The sequence below is a fragment of the Roseibium sp. MMSF_3544 genome (genome assembly GCF_030732845.1).
In the GTDB taxonomy this organism is placed as follows: Bacteria; Pseudomonadota; Alphaproteobacteria; order Rhizobiales; family Stappiaceae; genus Roseibium.
Window position 1 is genome coordinate 1 of record NZ_JASHKA010000045.1, and the last position, 23,987, is coordinate 23,987.

Here is a 23,987-nt window from a genome sequence, read left to right on the forward strand (position 1 = left end):
CCGCCACCGCCAGACGACCCGCCAGACGACGAAAATCCGGAGCTGGACGATTTCGGAACAGGAAGCGAGGACTGGAACGACTGCGCCATGGAGCTTGCCGTGCGTCCAAGCGTGTCCGACACACGACTGGGTTCGAACCTTCGGCCTGAATACCAGTACGGATGATAGCTTGCTGCGGCCGCGGCGCCAGCGGCCGTTGCGAGCCAGCCTTCGAAGGCGCGCGACCAGGGCTTTTCAACTCCCAGGGCAACGGCGTAAGGAAGAAGTTCCTCGAAATGAGTTGTGCTCATGTCCGGGGCCTCCGCCATGTTGAGCCGTTCCTTTTCAGCAACTGACAGGTACAGCTTCAAGCCCTCGACCTCATCCAGAACCTGGCGCCCGAGCGCTGTCGGCGCTCCAAGCAGGAAGAAGAAGAGAACGTTCAGCGCAAGAAGGGAGGCAGCGACGACCGGCAGGATCGGGAGAGTCGTGATACCGCCGGTGATGTTGCCTGCAAAAAGTCCGACCGTCACCATCGCCACAACGAAGAGCGCAAAGATCAGCGCCATCCTGATCTGCATGTTTGAAATCCGGAAAATTGCCTTGCCGATATTTACCGAAACGGCTGCGGCAAAAATCGACATGAACATGAAGACCATCGCGAATTCCTGCTGGTCCGGCGGCATCTGGCCAAGGGCAAAGAGCAGAACAATTGCAACGATGCTCAGCAGCGCACCGGGTATGAGAAACGCCCGATTGTTTTTGAAGAAGACGTTTCGGCTTTCACCTTCGATCGCGCTTCTGAACTTGGTGCCCAGCGTTTTGATGGAGGACCCGTTCCCCTTGTAGATTTGCAGCGACGATCCGCGCCCTTCCAGAAAATTCACAATCGCGGCCTCGCCTTTCGGCAAATCGCGCCTGGCGCTCGCATGCTCGCTCTCGAGTGCGAGAACGACGTCGCCGTCTTTTTCGTCGAGCCGCATTTGCTTCTTGACGGCGAGATTGAGACTGGCCGCTGCAAGGGCAATCCAGCCGCCGTCGCTGAAACCGCGTGTGGTGACATATCGGGAGAGTGCGGGAGACACGCCCGCCGGCGGATTAAAGCGCGGATAGATGACGCCCTTTGCCGGATCCCTGCCGACATAGAGCCACGCCGCCAGGTAGTAGACAAGAACCAGCAATACTCCGGCGCCACCAATCAATTCGGATCTGTTGTCCTGCAGGAAGTATCCGAACTTGGCCGCGTCCGACGGTGGTGTAATGGTTCCCTTGGGCATCGAAACCACGACGGTGAGGCCCTGATAGGCGCTCAACGGACTGGTCGTCGTAAAGATGACCTCGCGTCCGTTCTCGGCGAGGCGGGCCTCATAATTCTGGGCGGTCGATCCGAACGAACCGGTATAGGCTGTCCAGTCCTGCGCACGCACGCCTTCCGGAAGGACAACCCGCGCAAGGGCTTCGTCGATCGGAAAGTTCCACTCGTTGCCCGTGGCGTTCCAATAAACCTCGTCATGGTTGTTGAAGAACCGTATCTGGCGATCGGTTTCGTATTCGATCGTGTAGGTGTAGTTGCCGGGCTGTAGAAAAACATTCTCGTCGCCGATATAGATCCGGACGCCGTCGGAGCTGTCTCTCACGAAGTAACTCGCGCTGCTGCCATCCTGAAGAACGGACAGAAGCTTGAAACCGACACGGTATGTGCGGCCGTCAGCGCCTTCGGCTCTCAAGGGAATGTCGCGGTAAATCCCTCTTTTGATCTGGTTGCCCTCGGCCCTGACGGAGATTGTCTCCGTTACGGTCAAAAGACCACTTTCGGCGACCTCGACGGTGGAAACGAACCTGTTGATCCGCTCTTCGGCCTGCACCGCAGCGCCGGACAGGACAATGAACAGCGCGACCAGCGCGCCAGCAATAGCTTGAAACGATTTCATGACGCCCCCCTTAGAACTGGACGTTCGGCACGGCCCGTTCGGCTTCGTCCTCGATCTCGAAGTATTCCGCTTTCTCGAACTTGAACTGGTTCGCAACCAGGTTCGACGGGAAGCTTTCCACCATGGTGTTCAGCCCACGGACAGCGCCGTTGTAGTAGCGGCGCGCCATCTGGATGGCGTTTTCGATCTCATCCAGCGATTGGTGCAGATCGGAGAAATTCTGGCTCGCCTTGAGATCCGGATAGGCTTCGGCAACCGCGAAAAGACGGCCGAGCGCCTGGGTCAGTTCACCTTCAGCCCGGGCACGGCCGGCAACATCGCCTGTTGGAACGGCGCTGACCGACGCTCGCAACTGCGTAACCGTGTCGAGCGCTTCCTTTTCATGGGTCGCATAACCCTTGACCGTTTCGACGAGGTTCGGGATCAGGTTCGCCCGACGCTTCAACTGAACGTCGATACCGCTCCAGCCCTCTTCCACCATCTGGCGCTTCTTGACGAGCGTGTTGTAAAGGTAAATTGCGTAAACGGCGACGGCGATCAAAAGCGCCAAAATAATCCAGGTCAAAACGGTAGCCCTCCGAAAAAACTTCCCGGAAGCTAGCCTTAGAGCGCAACCTTGTCACCCGGTCCGCGAGAACTGTTTGGTTTCAATCGCGTATGAATTGTCGCAATTGTTTCAACCGCGACCATCGGCAAAAAACCCAGTGTCGAGCGATTCGAAGCGCTACTCGGCGGCCTGGTTGTGATACCCGACGCCGCCCGCTTCCGTTTCCAGGAATGCGGCACCGCAGGCCTTTGCGAGTTCGCGCACCCGCAGAATGTAGCTCTGTCGCTCGGTGACGGAAATCACGCCGCGTGCGTCGAGAAGATTGAATGCGTGGCTCGCCTTGATGCACTGATCGTAAGCCGGCAGAACAACCTGGTGAACGCTCGCACCCGCAGCTTCACGCGCCTGGGCCCCGGCATCCAGCAAGGACCGGCATTCGGTTTCAGCATCCTTGAAGTGGCGGAACAGCATTTCCGTGTCCGCGTGCTCGAAATTATGACGGGAATATTCCTGCTCGGCCTGCAGAAAAACGTCGCCATACGTGATCCTGTCGTCACCATCCATGCCGTTGTAGTTCAGCTCGTAGACGTTATCGACGCCCTGGATATACATGGCGAGGCGCTCAAGACCGTAAGTGAGTTCACCGGAGACCGGTGAACACTCAAAGCCCGCGACCTGCTGAAAGTAGGTGAACTGGGAAACTTCCATGCCGTCGCACCAGCACTCCCAGCCGAGCCCCCAGGCGCCGAGCGTCGGGCTTTCCCAGTCATCTTCGACGAAACGTATGTCGTGAAGCTTCGGATCAAGGCCGATCGCGTAGAGCGATTTCAGATAAAGGTCCTGCAAATCCGGCGGTGACGGCTTCAGGAGTACCTGGAACTGATAGTAGTGCTGCAAACGGTTCGGGTTTTCGCCGTAGCGGCCATCCGTCGGGCGGCGGGACGGCTGCACATAGGCTGCCTTCCACGGGCGTGGCCCGAGCGAGCGCAAGGTGGTCGCCGGGTGGAACGTCCCGGCACCGACTTCCATGTCGTAAGGCTGAAGAACAACACAGCCCTGATCCGCCCAGAAACGCTGGAGCGTCAGGATCAGACCCTGGAAAGAGTTTTCCGGGCGCAAATGTGCGGGCAGAGTTTCAGTCGACATGGATACCAATTCCGCAAGTGGCTCATCGCGGCGGGACTGTCCCGCCAACGCGCTGCGACAGGTGCCACGATGCGGCGGCAAGGTCAAGACAGGTTGCCCCGAAGCACCGTTCACGGCAGCAGGATTGGTGGTTCAAGGGTTGACGCGCCTCGTTCGTCCGACTACCAACGTGTCGGCTCCGGACGCCTGCCGCTCGCAGACCTCTGTCTTGGTGAAGATCCGGGTTTGATATCTTTTCGTTCCTCCACGCTTTTCGCGTAGCGGGCAATGCGAGCATCCCCTTCCCTGCGAAATTTGACCTGGAGAACGGAATGCCGTCCGCATCTTCCCGCACGATTGCATTTACGAAGGGACCGCTCGTCCCGACATTGCTGAAAACCGCCTTACCGATCATTCTCGTCATGAGCATGAACGGTCTCCTGACTGTCGCCGACGCCGTTTTTCTCGGACGGTTTGTCGGACCCGATGCGCTCAGCGCAGTCACACTGATGTTTCCCGCCTACATGTTGCTGGTCGCAACGGCGACACTGGTCTCCAACGGAATGAACAGCATCCTCGCACGCTCTCTAGGCGCCGGCGATCTTGAAGCTGCTCGATCCGTTTTTGTTGGCGCACACGGGTTGTCGCTTTGCGCAGGCGCGATCAGCATCTTGCTGTTTTCCGCCCTCGGATATCCACTCATCTACCTGGCTGCAGAAGGCTCTGAAAAGATCGCCGGAATGGCGCACACCTATCTGGCGATCACCGTGTGGACTTCGCCGCTCCTGTTTGTGCTTTCTGTCCAGACGGACGCACTTCGAAGCGAAGGCTACGTCATGCAGATGGCGGGTGTCAGTCTTTTGGTTTCAATTGCCAATATCGTCTTCAATTTCGTGCTGGTCGCGATCTTGAAACTGGGAGTTGCCGGAACGGCCTTCGGGACGGCGCTCGCCCAATTGCTGACCTTTGCAGTGGTGATCTGGTTTCGCCTGAGGACGGAAACACACCTGAAACCGCGGGCTATTCTGAAATACCCGCTGACAGCGCAGTGGCGCGCGATCTTTTTCCTTGGGGCTCCCCAGAGCCTGAATTTTGCCGGTATTGCGCTCGGGTCCGCGGCAACCTTTGCCTCTCTTCAGTCCTTCGGGCTCGCGGGATATGAAACCACCGTTGCCGCCTTCGGGATCCTGACACGCATCATGACCTTCGTCTTCCTGCCTTTGCTCGGGCTGATGCAGGCTCTGCAGGCAATTATCGGCAACAACTATGGAGCAGAAGAATGGAAACGATCCGACGATACGCTGCGGCTCGGGCTCCTGACAGCATTTGCCTACTGCACTTGTTCCCAGCTTCTGCTGTCAGTTTTCGCCAAGCCGATAGGTTTTCTTTTTGTCGATGATTTCGCGGTCGCAGGCGAGCTCGCCAGGATCATGCCAATCAACATCGCGCTGATGTTCGTTGCAGGCCCGCTCTTTGTCATTGCGGCCTATTTCCAGGCGCTCGGGGACGCTCTCAGGGCGGCACTGATCAGTTTGATCAAGCCGTATTTCTTCTTTCTGCCGCTGCTGGTCGTGCTGCCAGTCTATTTCGCGGAAACCGGCGTCTGGCTGGCCGGACCCGTGGCCGAACTCCTGCTGCTTGCACTAACGATCGGGATCCTGGCTGAAACGGCCAGAAGGAAAACCATGCGCTGGGGCTTGTTCGTTTCACCAAAGATGACAAGCCGGTACGCTTGAATTTCTCGGCGGAGCAACCGCTCTGCCGGTCCGGCTCAATTGCTTGGGCGATACTTGCCGGTTTCCGGGTCCAGGACGAGCTTTGCACCCCGGCCGTTGGGGTCAGCCTTGGCCGCGGCCTTGGAGATCTGGTTCTCGACTTCGGCCATCTTGCGTTTAACACGCTGGACGATCCAGTAGCCGCCCACAGCAAGGGCTGCCACACCAATCAATTCGGTCATATCGTTCCCCTTCTTAGACCTCACATCACAAAAGCAATGCGCCCATTTAAAGGCCGTAACGCATCCACATGGCGCGTTCTTCGACTGTCGAAATGAGCTCCTCACCCAGGCCCTCGGTCAGGCGGGCACCCTTCCCGGCCACGCCAAGCGCTCCTTTGCGGCCGAAAAGACCACGCGGCGCAGAGATCAGCCGGGGCTGAGCTTTCTCGCCATATCGGTCTCTCAAGACACCGCGCAGGTCGCCGATCGCGTCCACGAGGCCGAGTTCGATACCGGTTTTGCCGGTCCAGAACTTGCCGGAAAACAGATCCGGATCATCTGACAGCACGTCGCCCCGGCGGGACTTCACCAGATCGATGAAAGTGTCGTGAATTTCCTGCTGAAGGGTTTTCAGATAGGCGATGTCTTCCGGCACTTCCGGCTGGAACGGGTCGAGCGTCACCTTTTTCTCGCCGGCTGTGTAGACCCGGCGATCGACGCCGATTTTCTTGATCAGTTCGGTGAAGCCGAACCCCGCGGCAACGACGCCGATAGAACCGACAACCGAAGAAGGGTCGACGAAGATTTCGTCTCCGGCAATCGCGATCATGTACCCGCCGCTGGCGGCTACGTCTTCGACGAAGACCAGCACATCCTTTTCATTTTCCTTTGCCAGATCCCGGATCCGCTTGAAAATCAGCCGCGACTGGACCGGAGATCCACCCGGCGAGTTGACGATGAGGGCAACGGCCGGTGCCTTTTTTATCGAAAACGCTTTTTCCAAAGGCACGGCTGCGGAGGCCAGCGACAGGCCCGAGCGCATCGGGCTTTGCATGCCGATGGCGCCTTGCAGACGTACAACGGGGATGACTGGATTATCATTGCGAAAGCGTTTCGGGAGAATACGGCGAATGGATGAAAACACGCGGAAGAGCCCTGAGAAAGAGTAACTGCCCCGATATATGTATCGTTTGCCGTCTTTCAAAGACCGGTGTGCCGCAAATTCTCAGTGTGCGGTTTACCCTTCGGGCGCAACGTCTCTCAGGTGCCGAACGCGCTGATCCGTTTCTTGCGCTTCGGCTTGGCCGCTTCCAGTTGCTGTTCCCTGTCCAGCTTGGCAACCACCGCCTCGAGCGTCACATCCGGTTCGGGCTCGAAAGGCCAGTTCATTTGCACACCAGCCTGACCGTTCAATCGCCAAACGATTCTTGCCGCGATCGGCAGATCCAGCCCAGGAATGGAGATTTCGATCTCCTGTGGCAGCCTGTCGAGATTTTGACCTTCGAGACGGCAACCCGACCGGCTGGCATCGACGATATGGCATTTCATCGTGACAGGGTTTGTGGTGCCGCAGACGACCGAATGGATCCAGACGGGACGACGAATCTCGCGCCGTTTTTCAGTCGGTTCCGTCTTGCCCGCTTCGAAACTGATACGGGCCTCGTTGTCGCCGTAGGCGATCACCTTGCCACGAACGAGCTTGTCCCGCCCTTCCAGACGCAATCCGACGTCTTCCCGGATGCGGTCGACCTTGTCGGACACGATCCAGCACCCCTTTTCGGTCAGATCGAGCGCAGAGGCTTCAAAGCAGGTCATGTCCGCAAGATCGACGACAAGCGCACTCACGCAGTTATCAGCCACTCTCACAGCATTGGTGTTGCTCAACTCATCCTCCGGGCCATCCTGGGGCTCGCCACACCTCACCTTACAACCTGAAGGCTAAAAACGGCGTTAATGGAAAGACCCGACTGTCCTACTGGCTGGAAAGCCGCGACCGGATGCTCAGAAAATCTCGCCAGGAAAGGCGTTTTTCCAGAGGACTGCGCAACAGATAAGCCGGGTGGTAGGTTGCTATCGCGGCGATCTCGCGCTGTGCCACCGGATAGCTCATCCAGCGCCCGCGCATTTTCCGGATGCCGTCCTGCACACCCAAGAGGTTCTTGGCGGAGGCCGCGCCGAGAAACACCAGAACGTCGGGATTGACGAGCTCGATCTGGCGCTTGATGAACGGCTTGCAGATCTCGGTCTCCTGCGGGGTCGGCGTCCGGTTCCCGGGCGGGCGCCAGGGCACCACGTTCGCAATATAGGTGGAAGACCGGTCCAAACCGATGGCCGCCAGCATGCGGTCCAGCAACTGGCCGGAGCGGCCGACGAACGGCTTGCCCTGAAGGTCCTCGTCACGTCCCGGTGCCTCACCCACGAACATCAGTCTCGCCTGCGGGTTGCCGTCCGAAAAGACCAGCTTCTTGGCCGTAAGTTTGAGATTGCAGCCGTCGAAAGCCTCAAGGCAGGCCCTGAGGTCATCGAGTGTCGCAGCCGAGGCCGCAAGATCTCTGGCCGACGCAATGATTTCCCGATCGGGGATGACCGCAGGTTGGCCCTGGGGCGCAACCTGCGCTGGGGATGCCGGCGCCTGTTGCCGTAAAGGGGCCGCGGCGGGCGGATTATGCGCTGGAATGGAGACGGGTTCGCCAGCTGCGGCAGATGGAGAGGCCGGCGTGGATTGTAGCTGACGATCAGCAGCCTGACGGCGTGTATGTTCCTGCCAGTCAACGGGCGCGTCGCCCAAAAAACAGTCGACACCGGCATCTCGGTAAAATGCCAGCAGACTTTCAAGTTCGCGCAGTTCGTGTTGGGGGTTTTGCAAGAAATCGGCCTCCGGGCCGGAATACTAACCGCTTGACCGACCAGCACAAGCAGTCGCAGGAGCGAGCGCCGGGCGATCCTGTGTTTTCCAGAGCCTGTGCACACATCTTTTTGGTAACCATCTGGTGCGTTATTTCTTGGTATGGGGAGCGTCCATAAAGCTTGACGGCTTTGTCCCGCTTTGATCTATGTGTGCGGAAATCTGACCGGTTTAGGGGCGAAATTCGCATTCGGACTAGAAAAATGTCGTGTTTTGCGCTGCAAAATATTGCAAACAGGGCGATAGGGATATGGCTCTGCTGGCTTGAGGGAGAAAAACATGAGCGAACAAGACGCGCTTGGTGAACGCGAAAGCATGGATGTGGATGTCGTCATTGTCGGCGCAGGTCCCGCAGGGCTCGCCGCGGCAATCCGGCTGAAGCAGATTGCCAACGAAAAAGGCGAAGAGCTGAGTGTGGTCGTTCTGGAAAAGGGATCCGAAGTCGGCGCGCATATCCTGTCCGGCGCTGTTATCGATCCAATCGCTCTGGACCAGTTGCTCCCCGAATGGCGTGAAGAAGACACGCCGATCAAGACGGCAGTAACCGCAGACCACTTTCTGGTCCTCGGTCCAGCAGGCTCCATGCGTCTGCCCAACCTGTTCATGCCCAAGCTGATGAACAATCACGGCAACTACATTGTTTCGCTCGGCAACGTGTGCCGCTGGCTCGCGGAAAAGGCAGAGGCGCTTGGTGTCGAAATCTATCCGGGATTTGCAGCCGCCGAGCTGCTTTATGACGATGACGGCAAGGTGGTCGGTGTTGCGACCGGCGATATGGGCATTGGACGCGACAGCAAACCGAACGCCATGTTCACGCGCGGCATGGAGCTGCGTGGAAAATACACGCTGATCGGTGAAGGCGCCCGGGGGTCCCTTGCCAAGCTGTTGATCGAGAAATTCGAACTCGACAAGGACAGCGACGTTCCCAAGTTCGGCATCGGCATCAAGGAACTCTGGCAGGTCGACCCGGAAAAGCACAAGCCCGGCCTGGTGCAGCACTCCTTCGGCTGGCCGCTTGACGGCAAGACCGGCGGCGGCTCGTTCCTCTACCACCTGGAGGACAACCAGGTCGCGGTCGGGTTTGTGGTTCACCTGAACTACGACAATCCCTGGCTTTCGCCCTTCGATGAATTCCAGCGCTTCAAGACCCATCCGGCCATTCGCGAGACATTCGAAGGCGGCAAGCGCATTGCGTATGGCGCCCGCGCCATCACGGAAGGTGGTTTCCAGTCCGTACCGAAGCTCTCTTTCCCGGGCGGTCTGCTGATGGGATGTTCCGCCGGTTTTGTGAATGTGCCGCGCATCAAGGGCTCGCACAATGCCATGCTGTCCGGGATGCTGGCGGCTGAAGAGGTAATGGCTGCAATCGGCCGAGGCGAAGCGCATACGGAACTCACCGACTACGACACCGCCTGGCAGAACAGCCCGATCGGCGATGACCTGAAAAAGGTCCGCAACGTCAAACCGCTCTGGTCGAAGTTCGGCACCTGGCTCGGCATCAGCCTTGGCGGTCTCGACATGTGGACCAATGAACTGTTCGGCGTTTCGTTCTTCGGCACGCTGAAGCATGGAAAGCGGGACTCCGAGACGCTGAAACCGGCGAAGGACTGTAAAAAGATCGACTATCCGAAACCGGACGGCGTTATCTCCTTCGACAAACTGTCTTCGGTGTTCCTGTCCAATACCAACCACGAGGAGGATCAGCCGATCCACCTGAAGGTGGCGGATCTGGCGCTTCAAAAATCGTCCGAGCACGACATTTTCGAAGGCCCGTCCAACAGGTACTGTCCTGCCGGGGTCTATGAATGGGTTGAGGAGGGCGAAGACGCCCCGCGCTTCCAGATCAATTCGCAAAACTGCGTTCACTGCAAGACGTGCGACATCAAGGATCCGAACCGCAATATCACCTGGACCGTTCCGGAAGGTGCCGGCGGGCCGAACTACCCCAATATGTAACGTCCCCCCTTGGCATGACCGAAAAGCAAACAGCACCGGAAAGTCGACTTTCCGGTGCTGCAGTCTTGCGGCCGATGGGTCGTCTCAGACCTGACAATGTGGGGTTGCCGGTCTGGTGCGGTTGTCAACCGTGCAGCGGGTGCGCAGCCGAAAGATCGACACGCCCACCCGTTGCGCGATCGCCCGCGCCACAAGGCCGGAGCCGCTTTGTTTCAGCGGCAATTATAAAGGGGTCGGGGGGTCCAGATGGAGCCACCGTGCACCTAGCTTCCAGATCTATTGTCCGGTTGAATTGCGCCGGGATTATTAATTGTGGTTAACAAAACCAGCAGCGGGCGCCGATGTATCCGCACACTAACGCTGCGTCAAATTATTTTTTGCCCTAATAAACACAACTTATGACTCCAGCAATCAGATTTATACCATTTGGTCAAATTTTTGAATCGACTGCCTCTTCATGAGGCGCTGGTCAGAAATGGGGCACTTGGAAGATCAAGAAAACGCTGCACGTAAATTGATAAAAATGACGGGGTCAAAATCGCCCCTGTTTGCCTATGGCGTTCTACTGCCTATTGAAATTTCAGCACAAATTGGCAGCCATAAGAATTATCTATACAACAATAGATAAAGAAAATACTTCTTGCAATTCTTTGAAACTAAAGCGGTTCTTGCTTTCACACTCGCCCCGATTCAATCAGGGGTTACTCAACGATTTTGGAAAGCAGTCCGGTATTTTTACCTAAATCACTGTATTATATAGATATTTCTATTATCCACATGCATTTTGCCTGCGGATCAGTTGTAATTGCAGACTCGTGTTGGTTAATCTAGTTTTACTACTAACGGGGGTTAGTCGATTGATTTTTGCCATGTTTTGGCGATTTTGATCTTTGTGATCGCGGAGTGTCCGCGACGATCCCCAGCACATTTTGAGATCTGGTCGCAACTGAGCGATTGGGTACCTTGTGGGCAGGAAGCAGCAGCTTGCCAACCGGACTGCGGCGGTTCCGGATCGGTTTTGAACGGCTTCCAGAAATACACTCAAAGTGGCTCAAGCCGCTTTGAACCCCATCGACCACAAGGTTTGGCACCGGGAAGGCCACTTCCCGGTGCAATTTTTTGTTAAAACGCTGATCGCCAGTCAGGCTTAAACGCGCAGATCGCCCAAAAACTAGGCCGCACTCTTGCGGTTGTTGTTTCTGCGGCGGCGCGAAGGCTTCGCCGAAGCGCGGTTGTCGTTGTCGCCGCCCTGAGAGCGCTTGCGAAACGATTTCTTGGAAGGCTGTTTGGACGACCGGTTCTGGCCCCCGCGGCTTCCGCGGCTTGCAGCGGCAGACATTGGCGGCACCTCACCGCTGGCGACGGGGATGTCGATCCCGATCAGTTTTTCAATCTGACGGAACAGGCCGATTTCTTCCGGTGCGCACAAGGCAACCGCCTCGCCTGCCGCACCTGCGCGTGCCGTGCGCCCGATGCGGTGCACATAAGCTTCGGCAACTTCCGGCAGTTCGAAATTGTAAACATGGCTTACGCCTGGAATGTCGATACCGCGAGCTGCGACATCGGTCGCCACCAAAACGTTGATCGAGCCGTCGCGGAGATCCCGGATCGCCCGGTCACGCTGGTTCTGGCTCTTGTTGCCATGGATAGAGCCCGCAGCAACACCGCTGTGCGAAAGCTTGCGCATCAGCCGTTCAGCGCCGTGCTTGGTGCGGCAGAAGACAAGCGACATGTCCTGCGGGCTCGCTTGGAGCTGCTCAAGCAGGAAATCGCCTTTCGCCTTGCGATCCATGAAATGCACGGACTGCGTGACCTTGTCCGCTGTCCGGCCAGCAGGCGAAACCTCGACCCGTTCGGGGTTGCGCAGGTAGGATTGGGCAAGTTCGCTGATCTGCTTCGGCATCGTTGCGGAGAACAGCAGCGTTTGCCGCTCTTGCCTGACCAGCCCTGAGATCCGGCGCAGCGCGTGGATGAAGCCAAGATCCAGCATCTGGTCGGCCTCGTCGAGGACAAGATAAGATGCCGTGCCCAGATCGACGGCCTTCCGGTCGACGAGGTCCAGCAGGCGCCCAGGTGTTGCAACGAGAATGTCGGTGCCCCTGGACAGACGTTTGATTTGAGCGTTGATCGACACCCCGCCGACAACGGACGTGACGCGCAGCGGCGTCTGCTTCAAGAAGGATATCAGGCTCTTGGCAATCTGGTTCACCAGTTCACGGGTCGGCGCCAGGATGAGGGCGCGGGTTCCTTTTGGCTGCACGGCCTGTGCGTCGGCCATCAGCTGATCGATCAGGGGCAGGCCGAAGGCTGCAGTCTTGCCTGTCCCGGTCTGTGCCAGGCCCATAAGGTCGCGACCCTCCAAGATCAGGGGGATCGCCTTTTCCTGGATCGGCGTCGGTTTGTCGTAGCCGTTTTCAGCGACTGCTTTGAGAAGGTCGCCGGAAAGTCCCAGGCTCATAAATTCTGTCAAAATCATTTCCTTGTATCGAGCGTCGCAAACGCTCTTGTCACCGCAAGGAGGTCTCCTTGCGATCCTGTTTCGGTTCGCGGCAGCCGGTCAGTCCTTTGACCTGGCTCTGTGCCGCCAGACCCTCGCGTGACATGGGAACTGGTAGAGCCATTCATCAGGCTCCTAAAAGATGCAACCGGGCGTATCGGTCGCCCGAAAGGTCGGATGCGCAGCCTCTCGGCGCGCCCTGTCTGCTCACGCGGCAGTTGTTGCAGGCCGGTATATCGTCGCCCTTCTTCAGAATGTCAAGCGCGCAGTCTGCAACCCTGCCACGATATGCGGTTCTATCTTTATGTTCAGGGCACTAGGCGGATCAACCGGCCATTGTCGCTGTCGGTCAGAACATAGAGATACCCATCAGGCGCCTGACGGACGTCCCGGATTCGCGCGCCGAGATCGGTGAGCAGCTTTTCCTCCGAGACGATACTGTCGCCATCAAGATCCAGTTTTGCCAGATGCTGACCACGCAATGCACCGACCAAGAGATCCCCCTGCCAGTCCGGATAAAGGTCGCTGGTAACGAATGCCATGCCGGACGGCGCGATCGAAGGATCCCAATAGTGGATGGGCTGCTCCATGCCGGCCTTCTCGGTGCCTTCGCCGATCTTGCCGCCGGAATAGTGACGCCCATAGGATATGACCGGCCAGCCGTAATTCTTGCCGGCTTCCGGAATATTGATTTCGTCGCCACCACGCGCACCATGTTCAACTGTCCACAAGACCCCCGTGGACGGATTGATCGCCGCGCTTTGCGGATTGCGGTGGCCGATCGACCAGATTTCGGGCTTGTAGTCTTGCCGGCCCTCGAACGGATTGCCGGGAGCCGGATCTCCGTCCGTCGTCAGGCGCAGGACCGACCCTGTGTGGTCCGACGTGACCTGGGACCGTGGGCCATCGCCGCGATCGCCCAGCGTCATGAAGAGCGTCCCGTCCTGTGCAAACGCAAGACGCGATCCGAAATGGCGCCCACCAAAAGCACGGTTGTTTGCCCGGAAAATGGTTTCACCATCTTCCAGGCGGAAACCGTCACCGTCCGCGGCAAGCTTTGCACGAAAGAGCGATGTGCCAGCCCCTTCAGGAGATCCTTGCGAGAAGGTCAGGAAAACCGTGTTGTCGGTCTGAAAATCGGGGCTGAGCACCACATCGAGCAAACCGCCCTGCCCTTGTGCAAACACTTCCGGGGTCCCAGCGACCACGCTTTGTGCGCCTTCGTCCGAGACATGTTTCAAGAGACCGTCCCGCTCTGTGACCAGATAGCCTCCACCGGGAAGAAATGCGACCGCCCAGGGATAGGAGAGGTTATCCGCGACCGTTTCAGGAGCGATGGAAGACTGTGCTGCCACCGGCAAGGTAGCCGCGCCGGCCAGAAGCAGGATTGCTGATGTAGAAGAAAGGAAACAGTTTCGAACGTTCATAGAGGGCTCCGCTCCAAAGTGCATGCCGTAAGGCGTTTCTTCCTTAGTTAGGAACTCGAGTGGCCGCGAACAGCCGATCGTTGATTAAATTTGATCAATCTACCGTTTCGGAGGATTTTGCAGAGCCCAATTCCAGCCGCGCTGCGATCGCACTTTTTTCCCAGGCGACATTCCAGTCAATGAGTGTCCGCCAGACAAGTTCCGCCTGGTTCGCTTCCAGGCCGAGGTCATCCGCACGCCGTTTGATCGCTGCAATCATCGCCTCTATCCGCTCCGCGTCGAATGCCTCATCGGGGTGCTGCTTGATCTCCGCCATGCGCCGGACATAGCCCTGACGGTGCGCAAAGAGCCTGATCAGGTCCTCATCGAGCTTATCGATCGCAGTACGAATGTCCTGCTTGGTGACGCAGTTTTCGGGCGTTTTCAAATTTGTCATTGGAGCGGGACGCAGTCTGGCCGGTCAGTCGACCAGCCGTGTCTGGGCTTCAACGCTTGCAAGAGCAGACATGTTGACCACGCCGCGCGATGTCACGGACGGTGTCAGGATATGTGCCGTCCGGGCGGCTCCGAGCAGGATTGGACCGACATGCAGAGCCTGCGTCGCCACCTTCAAGAGGTTGTGCGCGATGTTGGCTGAATCGAGGTTCGGGAACAGCAGGAGATTGGCCTCGCCTTTCAACTTGCTGCCCGGCATAACCCTTTCGCGCAATGCTTCGCTCAAGGCCGAGTCGCCGTGCATCTCGCCATCGGCTTCCAGTTCAGGGTGACGTTCCCAGATCAGTTCGAGCGCTTCACGCATTTTGCGTGAGGAGGCGGTGTCCCTGGAACCGAAATTCGACATCGACAGCAGCGCGATCTTCGGCTCGATACCGAAGCGGCGAATTTCCTGAGCCGCCAGGACCGCCATCTCCGAAATCTCAATCGCGGTCGGATTTTCGGTCACGAAAGTGTCGGACATGAACAGCGCGCCCTGACTGTTGATCAACAGGGACATGGCGGACAGGTCCCTTGCGGTTTCGCAGACGCCGATGATCTGCTTGATGTCCCTAAGGTGCCGACTGAAGCGGCCTTCCAGGCCGCAGATAACCGCGTCGGCATCGCCCCGCCGCACAGCGAGCGCGGAAATGACCGTGGCATTGGTGCGCACGACAGTTCGTGCCGCGTTCGGCGGCATGCCCTTGCGGCCGACACATTCGAAATACTCATCGACATAGTCACGGTAGCGTGGATCGTCCTGCGGATTGACATATTCGAAATCGACATCGGGCCGGATCTTGAGACCGAAGCGTTCGCAGCGTTGTTGCAGAACGTCCGGGCGGCCGACAAGGATTGGCTTGGCGATATGGTCTTCGATCAGAACCTGCGCGGCACGCAGCACCCGTTCATCCTCGCCTTCCGCGTAGATGATCCTTTGCGGTTCCTTGGACGCATTCTGGATGATCGGTTTCATGATCAGGCCAGAGCGGAAGACGAAGCGGTTGAGCCTGTCGAGATAGGCATCAAAATCCGTGATGGGCCGTGTCGCAACGCCGGACTCCATCGCGGTCTTGGCGACCGCCGGGGCGATCCGCAAGATCAGACGCTGGTCGAAAGGAGACGGGATCAGGTAATTCGGGCCGAAGGTCTCGGTCTTGCCGCCGTAGGCGCGCGCCACGACATCGGACGGTTCTTCCTTGGCGAGACCGGCGATCGCTTCGACGGCCGCACGCTTCATCTCCTCGTTGATCGTCGTCGCGCCGACATCAAGCGCGCCGCGGAAGATGAAAGGAAAACACAGCACATTGTTGACCTGGTTCGGATAGTCCGAACGCCCGGTGCACATGACGACGTCGTTGCGGACCGCAAGAGCGTCCTCCGGCATGATTTCCGGATTCGGATTGGCAAGCGCAAGGATCAAAGGACCCTTACCCATTTTGGCAACCATCTCCGGCTTGAGGACACCGCCGACGGACAAGCCGAGGAATACATCCGCATCTTCGATGATATCATCGAGCGTGCGCTTGTCGGTCTTTTGCGCAAACACCGACTTCCACTGATCCATCAGCTTTTCGCGGCCTTCGTAAACAACGCCCTCAATATCGGTGATCCAGATATTTTCGCGTTTTGCGCCCAAAGAAACGAGCATGTTCAGGCAGGCAAGCGCTGCCGCGCCTGCGCCGGAGGCAACAATCTTTGCGTCCTCGATGTTCTTTCCCGCAAGATGAAGGCCGTTGCGGACCGCGGCCCCCACGATGATCGCCGTTCCATGCTGGTCGTCGTGGAACACGGGAATGTTCATCTTTTCGCGGAGCTTGGCCTCCACCATGAAACATTCCGGCGCCTTGATGTCTTCCAGATTGATGCCGCCGAATGTCGGCTCAAGCACGGAGACTGCGTCGACAAACTTGTCGACATCGAGTTCGTCCACCTCGATGTCAAAAACGTCAATCCCGGCGAATTTCTTGAACAGAACCGCCTTGCCTTCCATCACCGGTTTTGACGCCAGCGGACCGATGTTGCCGAGACCGAGAACCGCTGTGCCGTTTGAAATCACAGCAACCAGGTTGGCGCGGGACGTGTATTCGGCGGCCTTTGACGGATCGTCGGCGATTTCGAGACAGGGCGCGGCAACACCAGGTGAATAGGCAAGCGCCAGGTCACGCTGGTTGCCGAGCGGTTTTGTCGGCTGAATCTCCAGTTTTCCCGGCTTTGGGTGCTCGTGGTAAAAAAGCGCAGCTTCGGTCAGATCGTGTTCGGTCTTGTTGGTATCGCTCATGACGTTTCTTGTCTCCCTGACCTTGTCTGCTCAGTCATTTTTATGGTGGCCGATCGAAAAGCACGTTGCTTTGCGGCCTGAATTGCAAATTCCTGAAGTGTCTGTGTGGTTTACCCGGCGCGATGCAAAATGAGAACCCGTATTAGCAAAAACAGCACGATACTGTTCAGGATGTGCCACATGAAGTGAATGCCAAACTCGACATGCCCGCAAAGAGGTTCATCCAGCGTTCGGATCGTCAGCGAAACCAGAAACACGACACCGATCAGCAATACCTGTCGACCAAGCCCCTGGTTTTCCCGGAATAACAGCGCCCCAACCACGAATATTGCCAGTAGAGCAGGCACATAGCTGGCAGAGCCCCCGACAAATGGAGCAAAGACGGCATCTGCAACAAACGGCGTTGCCGCGAAGAAGGCAATCACGATGCCGAGAGCCGCCCACCACGGCAGCTTCAAATACCGGTTGAGGGCGAAAAAGAGATAGACGTGTATGAAAATCACGATGGGGATGACATCGGCAAGCACGGCCCACACCGTTGCAAAGGTATGAAACAAAAACGAGCCGATGCCGATCGCAGCCAGAATGACGATCAGACTCAATCCGGCCCAGTCATCCGGTGTCTTCCTGCGCCACATCAGATAGGCCGCGAGTGCCGCAATCAGAAACGCGGCATTTGTGACGGCATTCAGCGGTTCGGACCAGAATTCTGGTCCGACCCGCTCGCAGTAATTATCCAGCTGGTGGTGAAGATCCATGTACCCTTGCCGTAGTCTGCCCGTATGTTTCTTACAGGGTGGACGTGACAGTTTCGGCAATCAAGGCGCCAAGCCGTGAAATTCCTTCATCGATCTTCGGCTTGTCGGCGCAGGAAAAGCTCAGTCGCAGCGTATTGGCACCGCTGCCATCTGGGTGAAAGGCTCTGCCGGGCACAAAAGCCACCTTGGCCGTCTCGACCGAACGCTCCAGGAGTTCGGCAGCATCGAGGCCGCCCGGCAATTCAAGCCAGATGAACATACCACCCTCGGGCCTGGTCCAGTTGGTGCCTTCGGGCATGTGTGCCGCCAGCGCATCAAGCATGGCATCCCGGCGCGCCTTATAGACTGCATTGGTATGCGCGGTGTGCGGCTCGAACTTGGTCTCCGCAACACGCGCCATGGCCTCCTGGTTGAGAACGGGCGTGTTGAGATCACTTGCCTGTTTGATCAGCACAAGCCGCGAAATCACCTCCGACGCTGCGCAGATCCAACCAAGACGCAGACCCGGGGAGAGCGACTTGGAAAAGCTGCCGCAATAGAGTGTCCTGCTGTTTTCGATGCCGCCATTTCTCTCGCAATCGAGGGCCAGCATGGCCGGGACCGGCGCGCCATCATAGCGCAGGCTCTGATACGGACTGTCTTCGATAACGGCACAGGAAAGCTCCCCGGCGAGGGTCAGGATGCGGCGCCGTTCTTCGAGATCGAGCGAAAGACCGGTCGGGTTGGCAAAGTCCGGCGACAGGTATGCAAACTTGACTGCGCCGCCCCTCTCCGCGGCGCGGGACTGATAATCGGCGGCCGCAAGATTTGCGCGCGGATCGAGCCGGTCGAAGTTGATCTCATAGGCATTGAACGCCTGCACAGCTCCAAGGTAAGTCGGCCACTGCACAAGCGCGGTGTCTCCCTCGGACAGAAACAGCTTGCCGATGTAATCCAACCCCTGCTGGGACCCCGAGGTGACCAGAATGTTTTCCGGACCGCAGGAAACGCCGAGGTCTTTCATGTGAGCGACAATCCACTCTCTCAGGCGGGTGCTGCCTTCGCTGATTCCATATTGCAGGGCCCTTTCAGCCTCCGGACCACCCAGTATCTCTGCATAGGCCTGTTTGAAGGCTTCTGCTGGAAAGAGCGCCGGATCCGGAATGCCGCCGGCGAAGGAGATCACGTCCGGGCGGTCGAGCAGTTTCAGAAGTTCTCTGATTTCAGACGCACGCATGCGGCTTGCACGTTTCGCGTAAAGGCTGTCCCAAGTGGTCATGAGTGGCTCATTGGAAAATTGTTGTTCGATATTTAAGTCAATAATACTGACCTATTTGTTTTGCAAGTGTCTCAATCTTGTTATTTTTTGTAATTTTATTGCGCACGACGCGCAACATATCCGACCATGCGCGAGCACTGGAACAATCGGGTTTCTTCCCCTATGTGTCGTGGACAAAGGAGTTTCCCATGTCCCGCATCGATGAATCCCGACCTTTCATCCCGCTCAACATTGCCGTCCTGACCGTCTCCGACACACGAACGCCGGAGGAAGACCGGTCCGGCAACACGCTGTCTGACCGGATCGAGAAGGCCGGCCATCACCTTGCCGACCGCAAGATCGTCAAGGACGACATTTCTGCCATTCAGGAAATTGCCAGGGCGTGGATCGCGGATCAGGGCGTCGATGTCATCATATCGACCGGCGGGACAGGGTTTACCGGCAGGGACGTTACGCCAGAAGCGATGGAACCGCTCTTTGAGAAGCGCATGGACGGGTTTTCAGAAGTCTTCCACCGCATTTCCTACGACAAGATCGGCACGTCCACGATCCAGTCGCGCGCAACCGGCGGCGTTGCGGGTGCGACCTATATTTTCGTCGTGCCGGGGTCTCCAGGTGCCTGCAAGGATGCCTGGGACGGCATCTTGAAATGGCAGCTGGATTACCGGCACATGCCCTGCAATTTCGTGGAGATCATGCCAAGGCTCGACGAGCACCTGAAACGCGGGAAACTTCAGGAAGCCTGAGCCCGTGACTTTTCTTGTCCGCAGAACCGAGATCTCCGATGAAGACGCCGTTTCGGCGCTTTTGCTGAAGAGTTACGAGGTGCTGCTAAGCGAGGCCTATAGCGCAGAAATCCTCGAAAGGGCCCTGCCGCTGATGACCAAGGCGCAGCCTGCATTGTTGTCATCTGGGACCTATTTCGCCGCTGAAACCGGTGCGCAGCAGATTGTCGGTGTCGGTGGCTGGACAAGGCACTCGCCAACCGGTCAGAACGAAACCGCGGTCAACGGAAACATCCGCCATTTCGGCACGGACCCCGATCATACCGGCCAGGGTATCGGCCGGGCATTGATGCAGCGCTGTATCGAAGGTGCGCGCGCGGCCGGTCTGAAGGAACTTAACTGTTATTCGACCCTGAATGGTGAAGGGTTCTATCAGGCCTGCGGCTTCAGGACCGTCGAGCCTTTTGAGATTTCCTTGCCGGGCGGCGTTCAGTTTCCTTCGATTAGAATGACACTGGCGCTGGACACCACCTGAGGCGCATCAGCGAAAGCGGAGATAAAAATGGGACTGCTGGTAGACGGAACCTGGGACACGAACGCAAGCGGTGACACGGTCGCCTCCGACCGGTTCGAACGGTCCAAGGCCCAGATTCGCAACTGGGTGACCGCGGACGGTTCTGCAGGACCGAGCGGCGTTGGCGGCTTCAAGGCGGAGAGCGGACGCTATCACCTTTATGTCGCCTGGAACTGTCCCTGGGCGCACCGCACACTGCTGATGCGCGCCTTAAAGGGATTGCAGGCCCATATACCGATTTCCGTCCTGGCGCCAAAGCGCACCGAAGACGGCTGGGTTTTCGATCCTGAAAACGGATATGTCGACACGATTTCAGGCGCGTCGGCGCTTCACGAAATCTATTCCGCCGGTACGATCGACTATACCGGCCGCGTCACCGTGCCGGTCCTCTGGGACACCAAAACCGGAAAGCTTGTCAGCAACGAGTCCGCGGAAATCATCCGCATGTTCAATTCCGCATTCCAGGGAATTGCGGAGAACAACACGGACTATGTTCCCGGGCACCTTGGCAGCGGCATCGACGAGTGGAATGCCTATATCTACCCGAAGCTGAACAACGGTGTTTACCGCGCCGGGTTCGCACGGTCACAGGACGCTTACGAGGAAGGTGTCAGCGGCGTCTTTGAGGCTCTGGACCGGATTGAGCTAACGCTCAAAGCAGGTCCCTGGCTCTTGGGTGATCAGCTGACGGAAGCGGACATCCGCCTCTTTCCAACGCTCGCGCGGTTCGACGTCGCCTACTGGAGCGCCTTCAAGTGCAATCGCCGCCGTCTCATCGACTATCCAAATCTTTGGGCGTATGCGCGCCGTTTTTTCGCCCTGCCCGGCGTCTCAGATACGGTCAAACTTGAGATCTACCGTCGCGGCTATCACTCGCGCAGCGATATACGCAATCCGTACGGGATTGTGCCAGTCGGACCGCTGGTTGATTTCTCGGAGCCGATCAAAGCAGCCTGACGGCCACGCTTGCCGGGATACGCAAGGTCCCCACACAAAAACGTGCCAATGCCTGGCGGAAGCGGGAAACGACGCTGTCGCTTTCCGGTTGTCCTGACGTTACCGCGGCGGCTCTCAAAAACACGATCCGGCTGCGGCCGATCCGCTTGGCGATGTCGAGATCTTCCAACTCCGGCAGCGGCCGATGTCCGCCGAGCTTTTGATAGAACTGACGCGAGATCAGGAGACCCTGGTTGCCGTAAGGCATTCCGAGAAGCTGAGACCTGAGCGCCGCAACCGACTCGCTGAACCGGGCGCCCATGCCGAAGGATTCGTAGCGCAGCCGGAAACTGGCCGCCGTCCGGGCTTCCTGCCGGGCGCGGTTTGCACGCTCGATAAAGGCCTGCGCTTCGTGATGCCAGCCACTTTCGAGAAGCGTTTCCGGGCGTAGAAACAAAAGCCAATCACCCCGTTTGGCAATCCGTGCACCTTCGGCGAGCCGTTCGCTCCGGGACAAGCCCTTGCGGCTGACCCAGCTGCAGCCAGCTGCGTCCGCGACCCGTTCGGTGCCGTCGCTGGAGCCGCCATCCACAACTATGACTTCGCGTATGACACCTTCGGCAGCAGCCGTCACCAGAGACGAAAGGGCATGTACCAGCTCGGTCTCTGAGTTTTTTGTCGGTACAATGACACTGATCATGGGGCGTCTTTTACACGAAAAATTCGCAAGTGCGAAATGAGTGGCTTGAATCATCGCTTTTTTGAACTAATGTTCTCTTTATGTTCTCATTTGATCGTGACTCCCTGCCATGAAATCTGCGCTTCAATCCGACGACCGTGTCGATCCGGAAGAATGCACCGGTGCCAAGTCCGCCCGCCTCAAGGAAGACCGCAGGCGCGGACGTGCGGCAGCCCTGAATGCATCGGGCCGGTACGAACCGTTGTCGCGGGAAAGTTTCGATGACGGGTGGGACAGTCTGGACGATTTGCCGCCGCTGAAGACTGAGGTCCAGGAAGAGCGTGCGCGCACGATCATCACACGCAACGAGTCGCCGGACTTGTCCTTCGACCGCTCCATCAATCCCTATCGCGGGTGCGAACACGGTTGTATCTACTGTTTTGCCCGCCCGTCCCACGCCTATATGGGCCTGTCACCCGGACTGGACTTCGAAACCCGGCTTTTTGCCAAACCCAACGCCGCCATGCTTTTGGAACGGGAGCTTTCCAGACCGGGATACACCCCGCGCGTGATCGCCATCGGCACCAACACCGATCCCTATCAGCCACTGGAAAAGAGCTACGGCCTGATGCGCGAGATCCTGGAGGTCCTGGACAGATGTTCACATCCGGTGGCGATCGTCACCAAGTCGGCTCTGGTGACGCGTGACGTCGATATCCTTGCCAGAATGGCGGAACGCAATTTGGTCAAAGTTGCCGTGTCCGTAACGACGCTCGACAGGAAGCTTTGCCGCGCAATGGAACCGCGCGCCTCCGCGCCCCACAAGCGTCTCGGCGCGATCAGGGCGCTTTCGGAGGCCGGCGTTCCAGCATCCGTAATGATGGCGCCTGTCATTCCCGCGCTGACGGACAGTGAAATCGAAGCGCTGCTCGAGGCTGCCGCTGATCATGGCGCCAGCGAAGCAACCTTTATTTTGTTGCGTCTGCCTCTCGAAGTCTCCGCGCTTTTCCGGGACTGGCTCTTGCGAGAGCGACCGGACCGCTACCGGCATGTCATGAGCCTGATCCGCTCCATGCGCGGCGGTAAGGATTATGATGCCAAATGGGGCGAACGCATGCGCGGCCGCGGACCGTATGCGGAGCAGATCGCCAAGCGTTTCTCGCTCGCAGCCAAACGGCTCAAACTGAACCTCCGAAGGCGGAAGCTGAACACGAGTGACTTTGTTCAGCCGCAAAAAGGCGGTGTGCAACTTGACCTCTTTTGAAAGTGTCACTTGAAGACACCCATAGGGACCTGCACGGTCCAAACATGACCTTCAGCCCGTCCCTCTTTGACCTGCCGTTTCCGGACAGTCCCGATCTTGAGTTGGAACGCAAGCACGCGGCATCCTTCGCGAACGGTTTTTGCGGCGTTGATGAGGCAGGCCGCGGCCCCTGGGCCGGACCAGTCGTCACCGCTGCGGTGATCCTGGACTATGACAACGTCCCGGCTGGACTGGACGATTCCAAAAAACTGACGGAAGCCAGGCGCGAAGAATTGTTTGAGCAGATCGTCTCAAGTGCCTTCGTGTGCGCAGCCAGCGCGTGCCCGGCGACAATCGACGTTCTGAACATCCGTGCAGCAACGCTTGCGGCTATGGTGCGTGCGGTGAACGGGCTGGCAAAAGTTCCGGATTACGTTCTTGTCGACGGCCGCGACGTTCCCCCGGGGCTGAGTCAACAGGGGCAGGCGCTCATCAAGGGGGACGGGCGCTGCCTGTGCATCGCGGCCGCGTCCATCGTCGCCAAGGTGACGCGGGACCGGATGATGGTGCGTCTCGAGGAACGGGCACCCGGCTACGGCTTCGACCAGCACAAGGGCTATGGCGTTCCCCAACACCAATCAGCGCTGCAAACCCTCGGTCCCACGCCGCATCACCGGATGAGTTTCAAGCCGGTCCGACTTACGGCGAGTAAGAGCGACTGAGCCGTCGACTTCGGCGCCAAATGTCAGCCCCGCAAAATGTTAAGATCGAAGACCTGGCTTGCAGGTGTTCGGGTACATGGTTGACGCTTTGGCACGAGTTTCTCTGAAGGAGGCTGTCATGCCATGGCTTGACCCACTGGTGTCGGGTTTAGGTAGTGCGATTGAGTGCACGTCTTTGAGAAACCGGCAAAAAAATCGCCAACACCAGGCCATGACACGGAATAGTTTCTCCGGTTTGTCGTCCCGGTTTTCC

21 protein-coding genes are annotated in these 23,987 nt (G+C 58.1%); 7 read left to right on the forward strand and 14 right to left on the reverse strand.

Going from position 1 to position 23,987, the window contains the following annotated elements:
• From RBB47_RS30440 to RBB47_RS30450, 3 genes are all read right to left on the reverse strand, one after another.
• Nucleotides 1–1,910, reverse strand: a 1,910-nt coding sequence (locus tag RBB47_RS30440) for a DUF2207 domain-containing protein (protein WP_305989701.1), incomplete at its 3' end; no start/stop codon positions are given.
• 10 nt (nt 1,911–1,920) lie between these two features.
• A complete protein-coding gene (locus RBB47_RS30445) occupies nt 1,921–2,475 on the reverse strand; it encodes a LemA family protein (RefSeq protein WP_305989702.1) in 555 nt (184 codons plus the stop codon).
• Nucleotides 2,476–2,634: 159 nt separating this feature from the next.
• The gene (locus RBB47_RS30450) at nt 2,635–3,603 is read right to left on the reverse strand and encodes a glycine--tRNA ligase subunit alpha (protein ID WP_305989703.1); all 969 of its coding nucleotides are present in this window, start codon (nt 3,601–3,603) and stop codon (nt 2,635–2,637) included.
• Between the two features lie 311 nt (nt 3,604–3,914).
• On the opposite strand from RBB47_RS30450, the gene RBB47_RS30455 reads away from it, so the two are divergent.
• Nucleotides 3,915–5,318 (forward strand): MATE family efflux transporter, encoded by a 1,404-nt coding sequence (locus tag RBB47_RS30455; RefSeq protein WP_305989704.1) that lies wholly within the window; start codon nt 3,915–3,917, stop codon nt 5,316–5,318.
• Between the two features lie 35 nt (nt 5,319–5,353).
• Here the strand turns inward: RBB47_RS30455 and RBB47_RS30460 are convergent, their stop codons facing one another.
• The 4 genes from RBB47_RS30460 to RBB47_RS30475 all read right to left on the reverse strand — a co-directional run bounded on the left by RBB47_RS30460 (nt 5,354) and on the right by RBB47_RS30475 (nt 8,165).
• The gene (locus tag RBB47_RS30460; RefSeq protein ID WP_299480237.1) at nt 5,354–5,539 is read right to left on the reverse strand and encodes a hypothetical protein; all 186 of its coding nucleotides are present in this window, start codon (nt 5,537–5,539) and stop codon (nt 5,354–5,356) included.
• Nucleotides 5,540–5,585: 46 nt separating this feature from the next.
• A complete protein-coding gene (locus RBB47_RS30465) occupies nt 5,586–6,443 on the reverse strand; it encodes a S49 family peptidase (protein ID WP_305989705.1) in 858 nt (285 codons plus the stop codon).
• 116 nt (nt 6,444–6,559) lie between these two features.
• Nucleotides 6,560–7,183 carry a PilZ domain-containing protein gene (locus RBB47_RS30470; protein ID WP_305989706.1) on the reverse strand — a complete coding sequence of 208 codons (624 nt, stop codon included), beginning with the start codon at nt 7,181–7,183 and terminating at the stop codon, nt 6,560–6,562.
• 88 nt (nt 7,184–7,271) lie between these two features.
• On the reverse strand, nt 7,272–8,165 hold the full coding sequence (locus RBB47_RS30475) for a uracil-DNA glycosylase family protein (protein WP_305989707.1): 894 nt from the start codon (nt 8,163–8,165) through the stop codon (nt 7,272–7,274).
• 318 nt (nt 8,166–8,483) lie between these two features.
• Between RBB47_RS30475 and RBB47_RS30480 the strand changes: the two genes are divergently transcribed.
• On the forward strand, nt 8,484–10,160 hold the full coding sequence (locus tag RBB47_RS30480; RefSeq protein ID WP_305989708.1) for an electron transfer flavoprotein-ubiquinone oxidoreductase: 1,677 nt from the start codon (nt 8,484–8,486) through the stop codon (nt 10,158–10,160).
• A 1,171-nt stretch (nt 10,161–11,331) separates the two neighbouring features.
• Here RBB47_RS30480 and RBB47_RS30485 read toward each other — a convergent pair.
• The 6 genes from RBB47_RS30485 to RBB47_RS30510 all read right to left on the reverse strand — a co-directional run bounded on the left by RBB47_RS30485 (nt 11,332) and on the right by RBB47_RS30510 (nt 18,855).
• A complete protein-coding gene (locus RBB47_RS30485) occupies nt 11,332–12,630 on the reverse strand; it encodes a DEAD/DEAH box helicase (protein WP_305989709.1) in 1,299 nt (432 codons plus the stop codon).
• A 335-nt stretch (nt 12,631–12,965) separates the two neighbouring features.
• Nucleotides 12,966–14,084: a PQQ-dependent sugar dehydrogenase gene (locus RBB47_RS30490; protein ID WP_305989710.1), complete on the reverse strand. Its 1,119-nt coding sequence runs from the start codon at nt 14,082–14,084 to the stop codon at nt 12,966–12,968.
• A 94-nt stretch (nt 14,085–14,178) separates the two neighbouring features.
• Nucleotides 14,179–14,520: a chorismate mutase gene (locus RBB47_RS30495; protein ID WP_305989711.1), complete on the reverse strand. Its 342-nt coding sequence runs from the start codon at nt 14,518–14,520 to the stop codon at nt 14,179–14,181.
• A 24-nt stretch (nt 14,521–14,544) separates the two neighbouring features.
• Nucleotides 14,545–16,839: an NADP-dependent malic enzyme gene (locus tag RBB47_RS30500; RefSeq protein ID WP_305989712.1), complete on the reverse strand. Its 2,295-nt coding sequence runs from the start codon at nt 16,837–16,839 to the stop codon at nt 14,545–14,547.
• Nucleotides 16,840–16,949: 110 nt separating this feature from the next.
• Entirely contained in the window at nt 16,950–17,597 is a 648-nt protein-coding gene (locus tag RBB47_RS30505) for a ceramidase domain-containing protein (RefSeq protein WP_305989713.1), read from the reverse strand.
• A gap of 31 nt (nt 17,598–17,628) precedes the next feature.
• On the reverse strand, nt 17,629–18,855 hold the full coding sequence (locus RBB47_RS30510) for a PLP-dependent aminotransferase family protein (protein ID WP_305989714.1): 1,227 nt from the start codon (nt 18,853–18,855) through the stop codon (nt 17,629–17,631).
• Between the two features lie 188 nt (nt 18,856–19,043).
• Here RBB47_RS30510 and moaB point away from each other — a divergent pair, with 188 nt between their 5' ends.
• Genes moaB through RBB47_RS30525 form a run of 3 tightly spaced genes read left to right on the forward strand, consistent with a single transcriptional unit; the run spans nt 19,044 to nt 21,111 of the window.
• On the forward strand, nt 19,044–19,601 hold the full coding sequence (gene moaB, locus RBB47_RS30515) for a molybdenum cofactor biosynthesis protein B (protein ID WP_305989715.1): 558 nt from the start codon (nt 19,044–19,046) through the stop codon (nt 19,599–19,601).
• A 4-nt stretch (nt 19,602–19,605) separates the two neighbouring features.
• Nucleotides 19,606–20,115 carry a GNAT family N-acetyltransferase gene (locus RBB47_RS30520; protein WP_305989716.1) on the forward strand — a complete coding sequence of 170 codons (510 nt, stop codon included), beginning with the start codon at nt 19,606–19,608 and terminating at the stop codon, nt 20,113–20,115.
• A 27-nt stretch (nt 20,116–20,142) separates the two neighbouring features.
• A complete protein-coding gene (locus tag RBB47_RS30525; protein ID WP_305989717.1) occupies nt 20,143–21,111 on the forward strand; it encodes a glutathione S-transferase family protein in 969 nt (322 codons plus the stop codon).
• Here RBB47_RS30525 and RBB47_RS30530 read toward each other — a convergent pair.
• Nucleotides 21,098–21,790, reverse strand: a complete 693-nt coding sequence (locus tag RBB47_RS30530) for a glycosyltransferase (RefSeq protein ID WP_305989718.1) — start codon at nt 21,788–21,790, stop codon at nt 21,098–21,100. The two genes, RBB47_RS30525 and RBB47_RS30530, sit on opposite strands and share 14 nt — an antisense overlap.
• A 109-nt stretch (nt 21,791–21,899) precedes the next feature.
• On the opposite strand from RBB47_RS30530, the gene RBB47_RS30535 reads away from it, so the two are divergent.
• Nucleotides 21,900–23,033, forward strand: coding sequence for a PA0069 family radical SAM protein (locus tag RBB47_RS30535; protein ID WP_305989719.1), 1,134 nt, complete (start codon nt 21,900–21,902; stop codon nt 23,031–23,033).
• A gap of 44 nt (nt 23,034–23,077) precedes the next feature.
• Nucleotides 23,078–23,734: a ribonuclease HII gene (locus tag RBB47_RS30540; protein ID WP_305989720.1), complete on the forward strand. Its 657-nt coding sequence runs from the start codon at nt 23,078–23,080 to the stop codon at nt 23,732–23,734.
• The last annotated feature ends 253 nt before the right edge of the window (nt 23,735–23,987 follow it).

Excerpts from the sequence above, each read along its gene's own strand:
- RBB47_RS30460 (WP_299480237.1), bottom strand. The coding sequence starts at position 5,539 with ATGACCGAATTGATTGGTGTGGCAGCCCTTGCTGTGGGCGGCTACTGG.
- RBB47_RS30490 (WP_305989710.1), bottom strand. The coding sequence starts at position 14,084 with ATGAACGTTCGAAACTGTTTCCTTTCTTCTACATCAGCAATCCTGCTT.
- RBB47_RS30525 (WP_305989717.1), top strand. The coding sequence starts at position 20,143 with ATGGGACTGCTGGTAGACGGAACCTGGGACACGAACGCAAGCGGTGAC.
- RBB47_RS30450 (WP_305989703.1), bottom strand. The coding sequence starts at position 3,603 with ATGTCGACTGAAACTCTGCCCGCACATTTGCGCCCGGAAAACTCTTTC.
- RBB47_RS30480 (WP_305989708.1), top strand. The coding sequence starts at position 8,484 with ATGAGCGAACAAGACGCGCTTGGTGAACGCGAAAGCATGGATGTGGAT.
- RBB47_RS30505 (WP_305989713.1), bottom strand. The coding sequence starts at position 17,597 with ATGGATCTTCACCACCAGCTGGATAATTACTGCGAGCGGGTCGGACCA.
- RBB47_RS30540 (WP_305989720.1), top strand. The coding sequence starts at position 23,078 with ATGACCTTCAGCCCGTCCCTCTTTGACCTGCCGTTTCCGGACAGTCCC.
- RBB47_RS30510 (WP_305989714.1), bottom strand. The coding sequence starts at position 18,855 with ATGACCACTTGGGACAGCCTTTACGCGAAACGTGCAAGCCGCATGCGT.
- RBB47_RS30495 (WP_305989711.1), bottom strand. The coding sequence starts at position 14,520 with ATGACAAATTTGAAAACGCCCGAAAACTGCGTCACCAAGCAGGACATT.
- RBB47_RS30535 (WP_305989719.1), top strand. The coding sequence starts at position 21,900 with ATGAAATCTGCGCTTCAATCCGACGACCGTGTCGATCCGGAAGAATGC.
- RBB47_RS30455 (WP_305989704.1), top strand. The coding sequence starts at position 3,915 with ATGCCGTCCGCATCTTCCCGCACGATTGCATTTACGAAGGGACCGCTC.
- RBB47_RS30530 (WP_305989718.1), bottom strand. The coding sequence starts at position 21,790 with ATGATCAGTGTCATTGTACCGACAAAAAACTCAGAGACCGAGCTGGTA.
- RBB47_RS30500 (WP_305989712.1), bottom strand. The coding sequence starts at position 16,839 with ATGAGCGATACCAACAAGACCGAACACGATCTGACCGAAGCTGCGCTT.
- moaB (WP_305989715.1), top strand. The coding sequence starts at position 19,044 with ATGTCCCGCATCGATGAATCCCGACCTTTCATCCCGCTCAACATTGCC.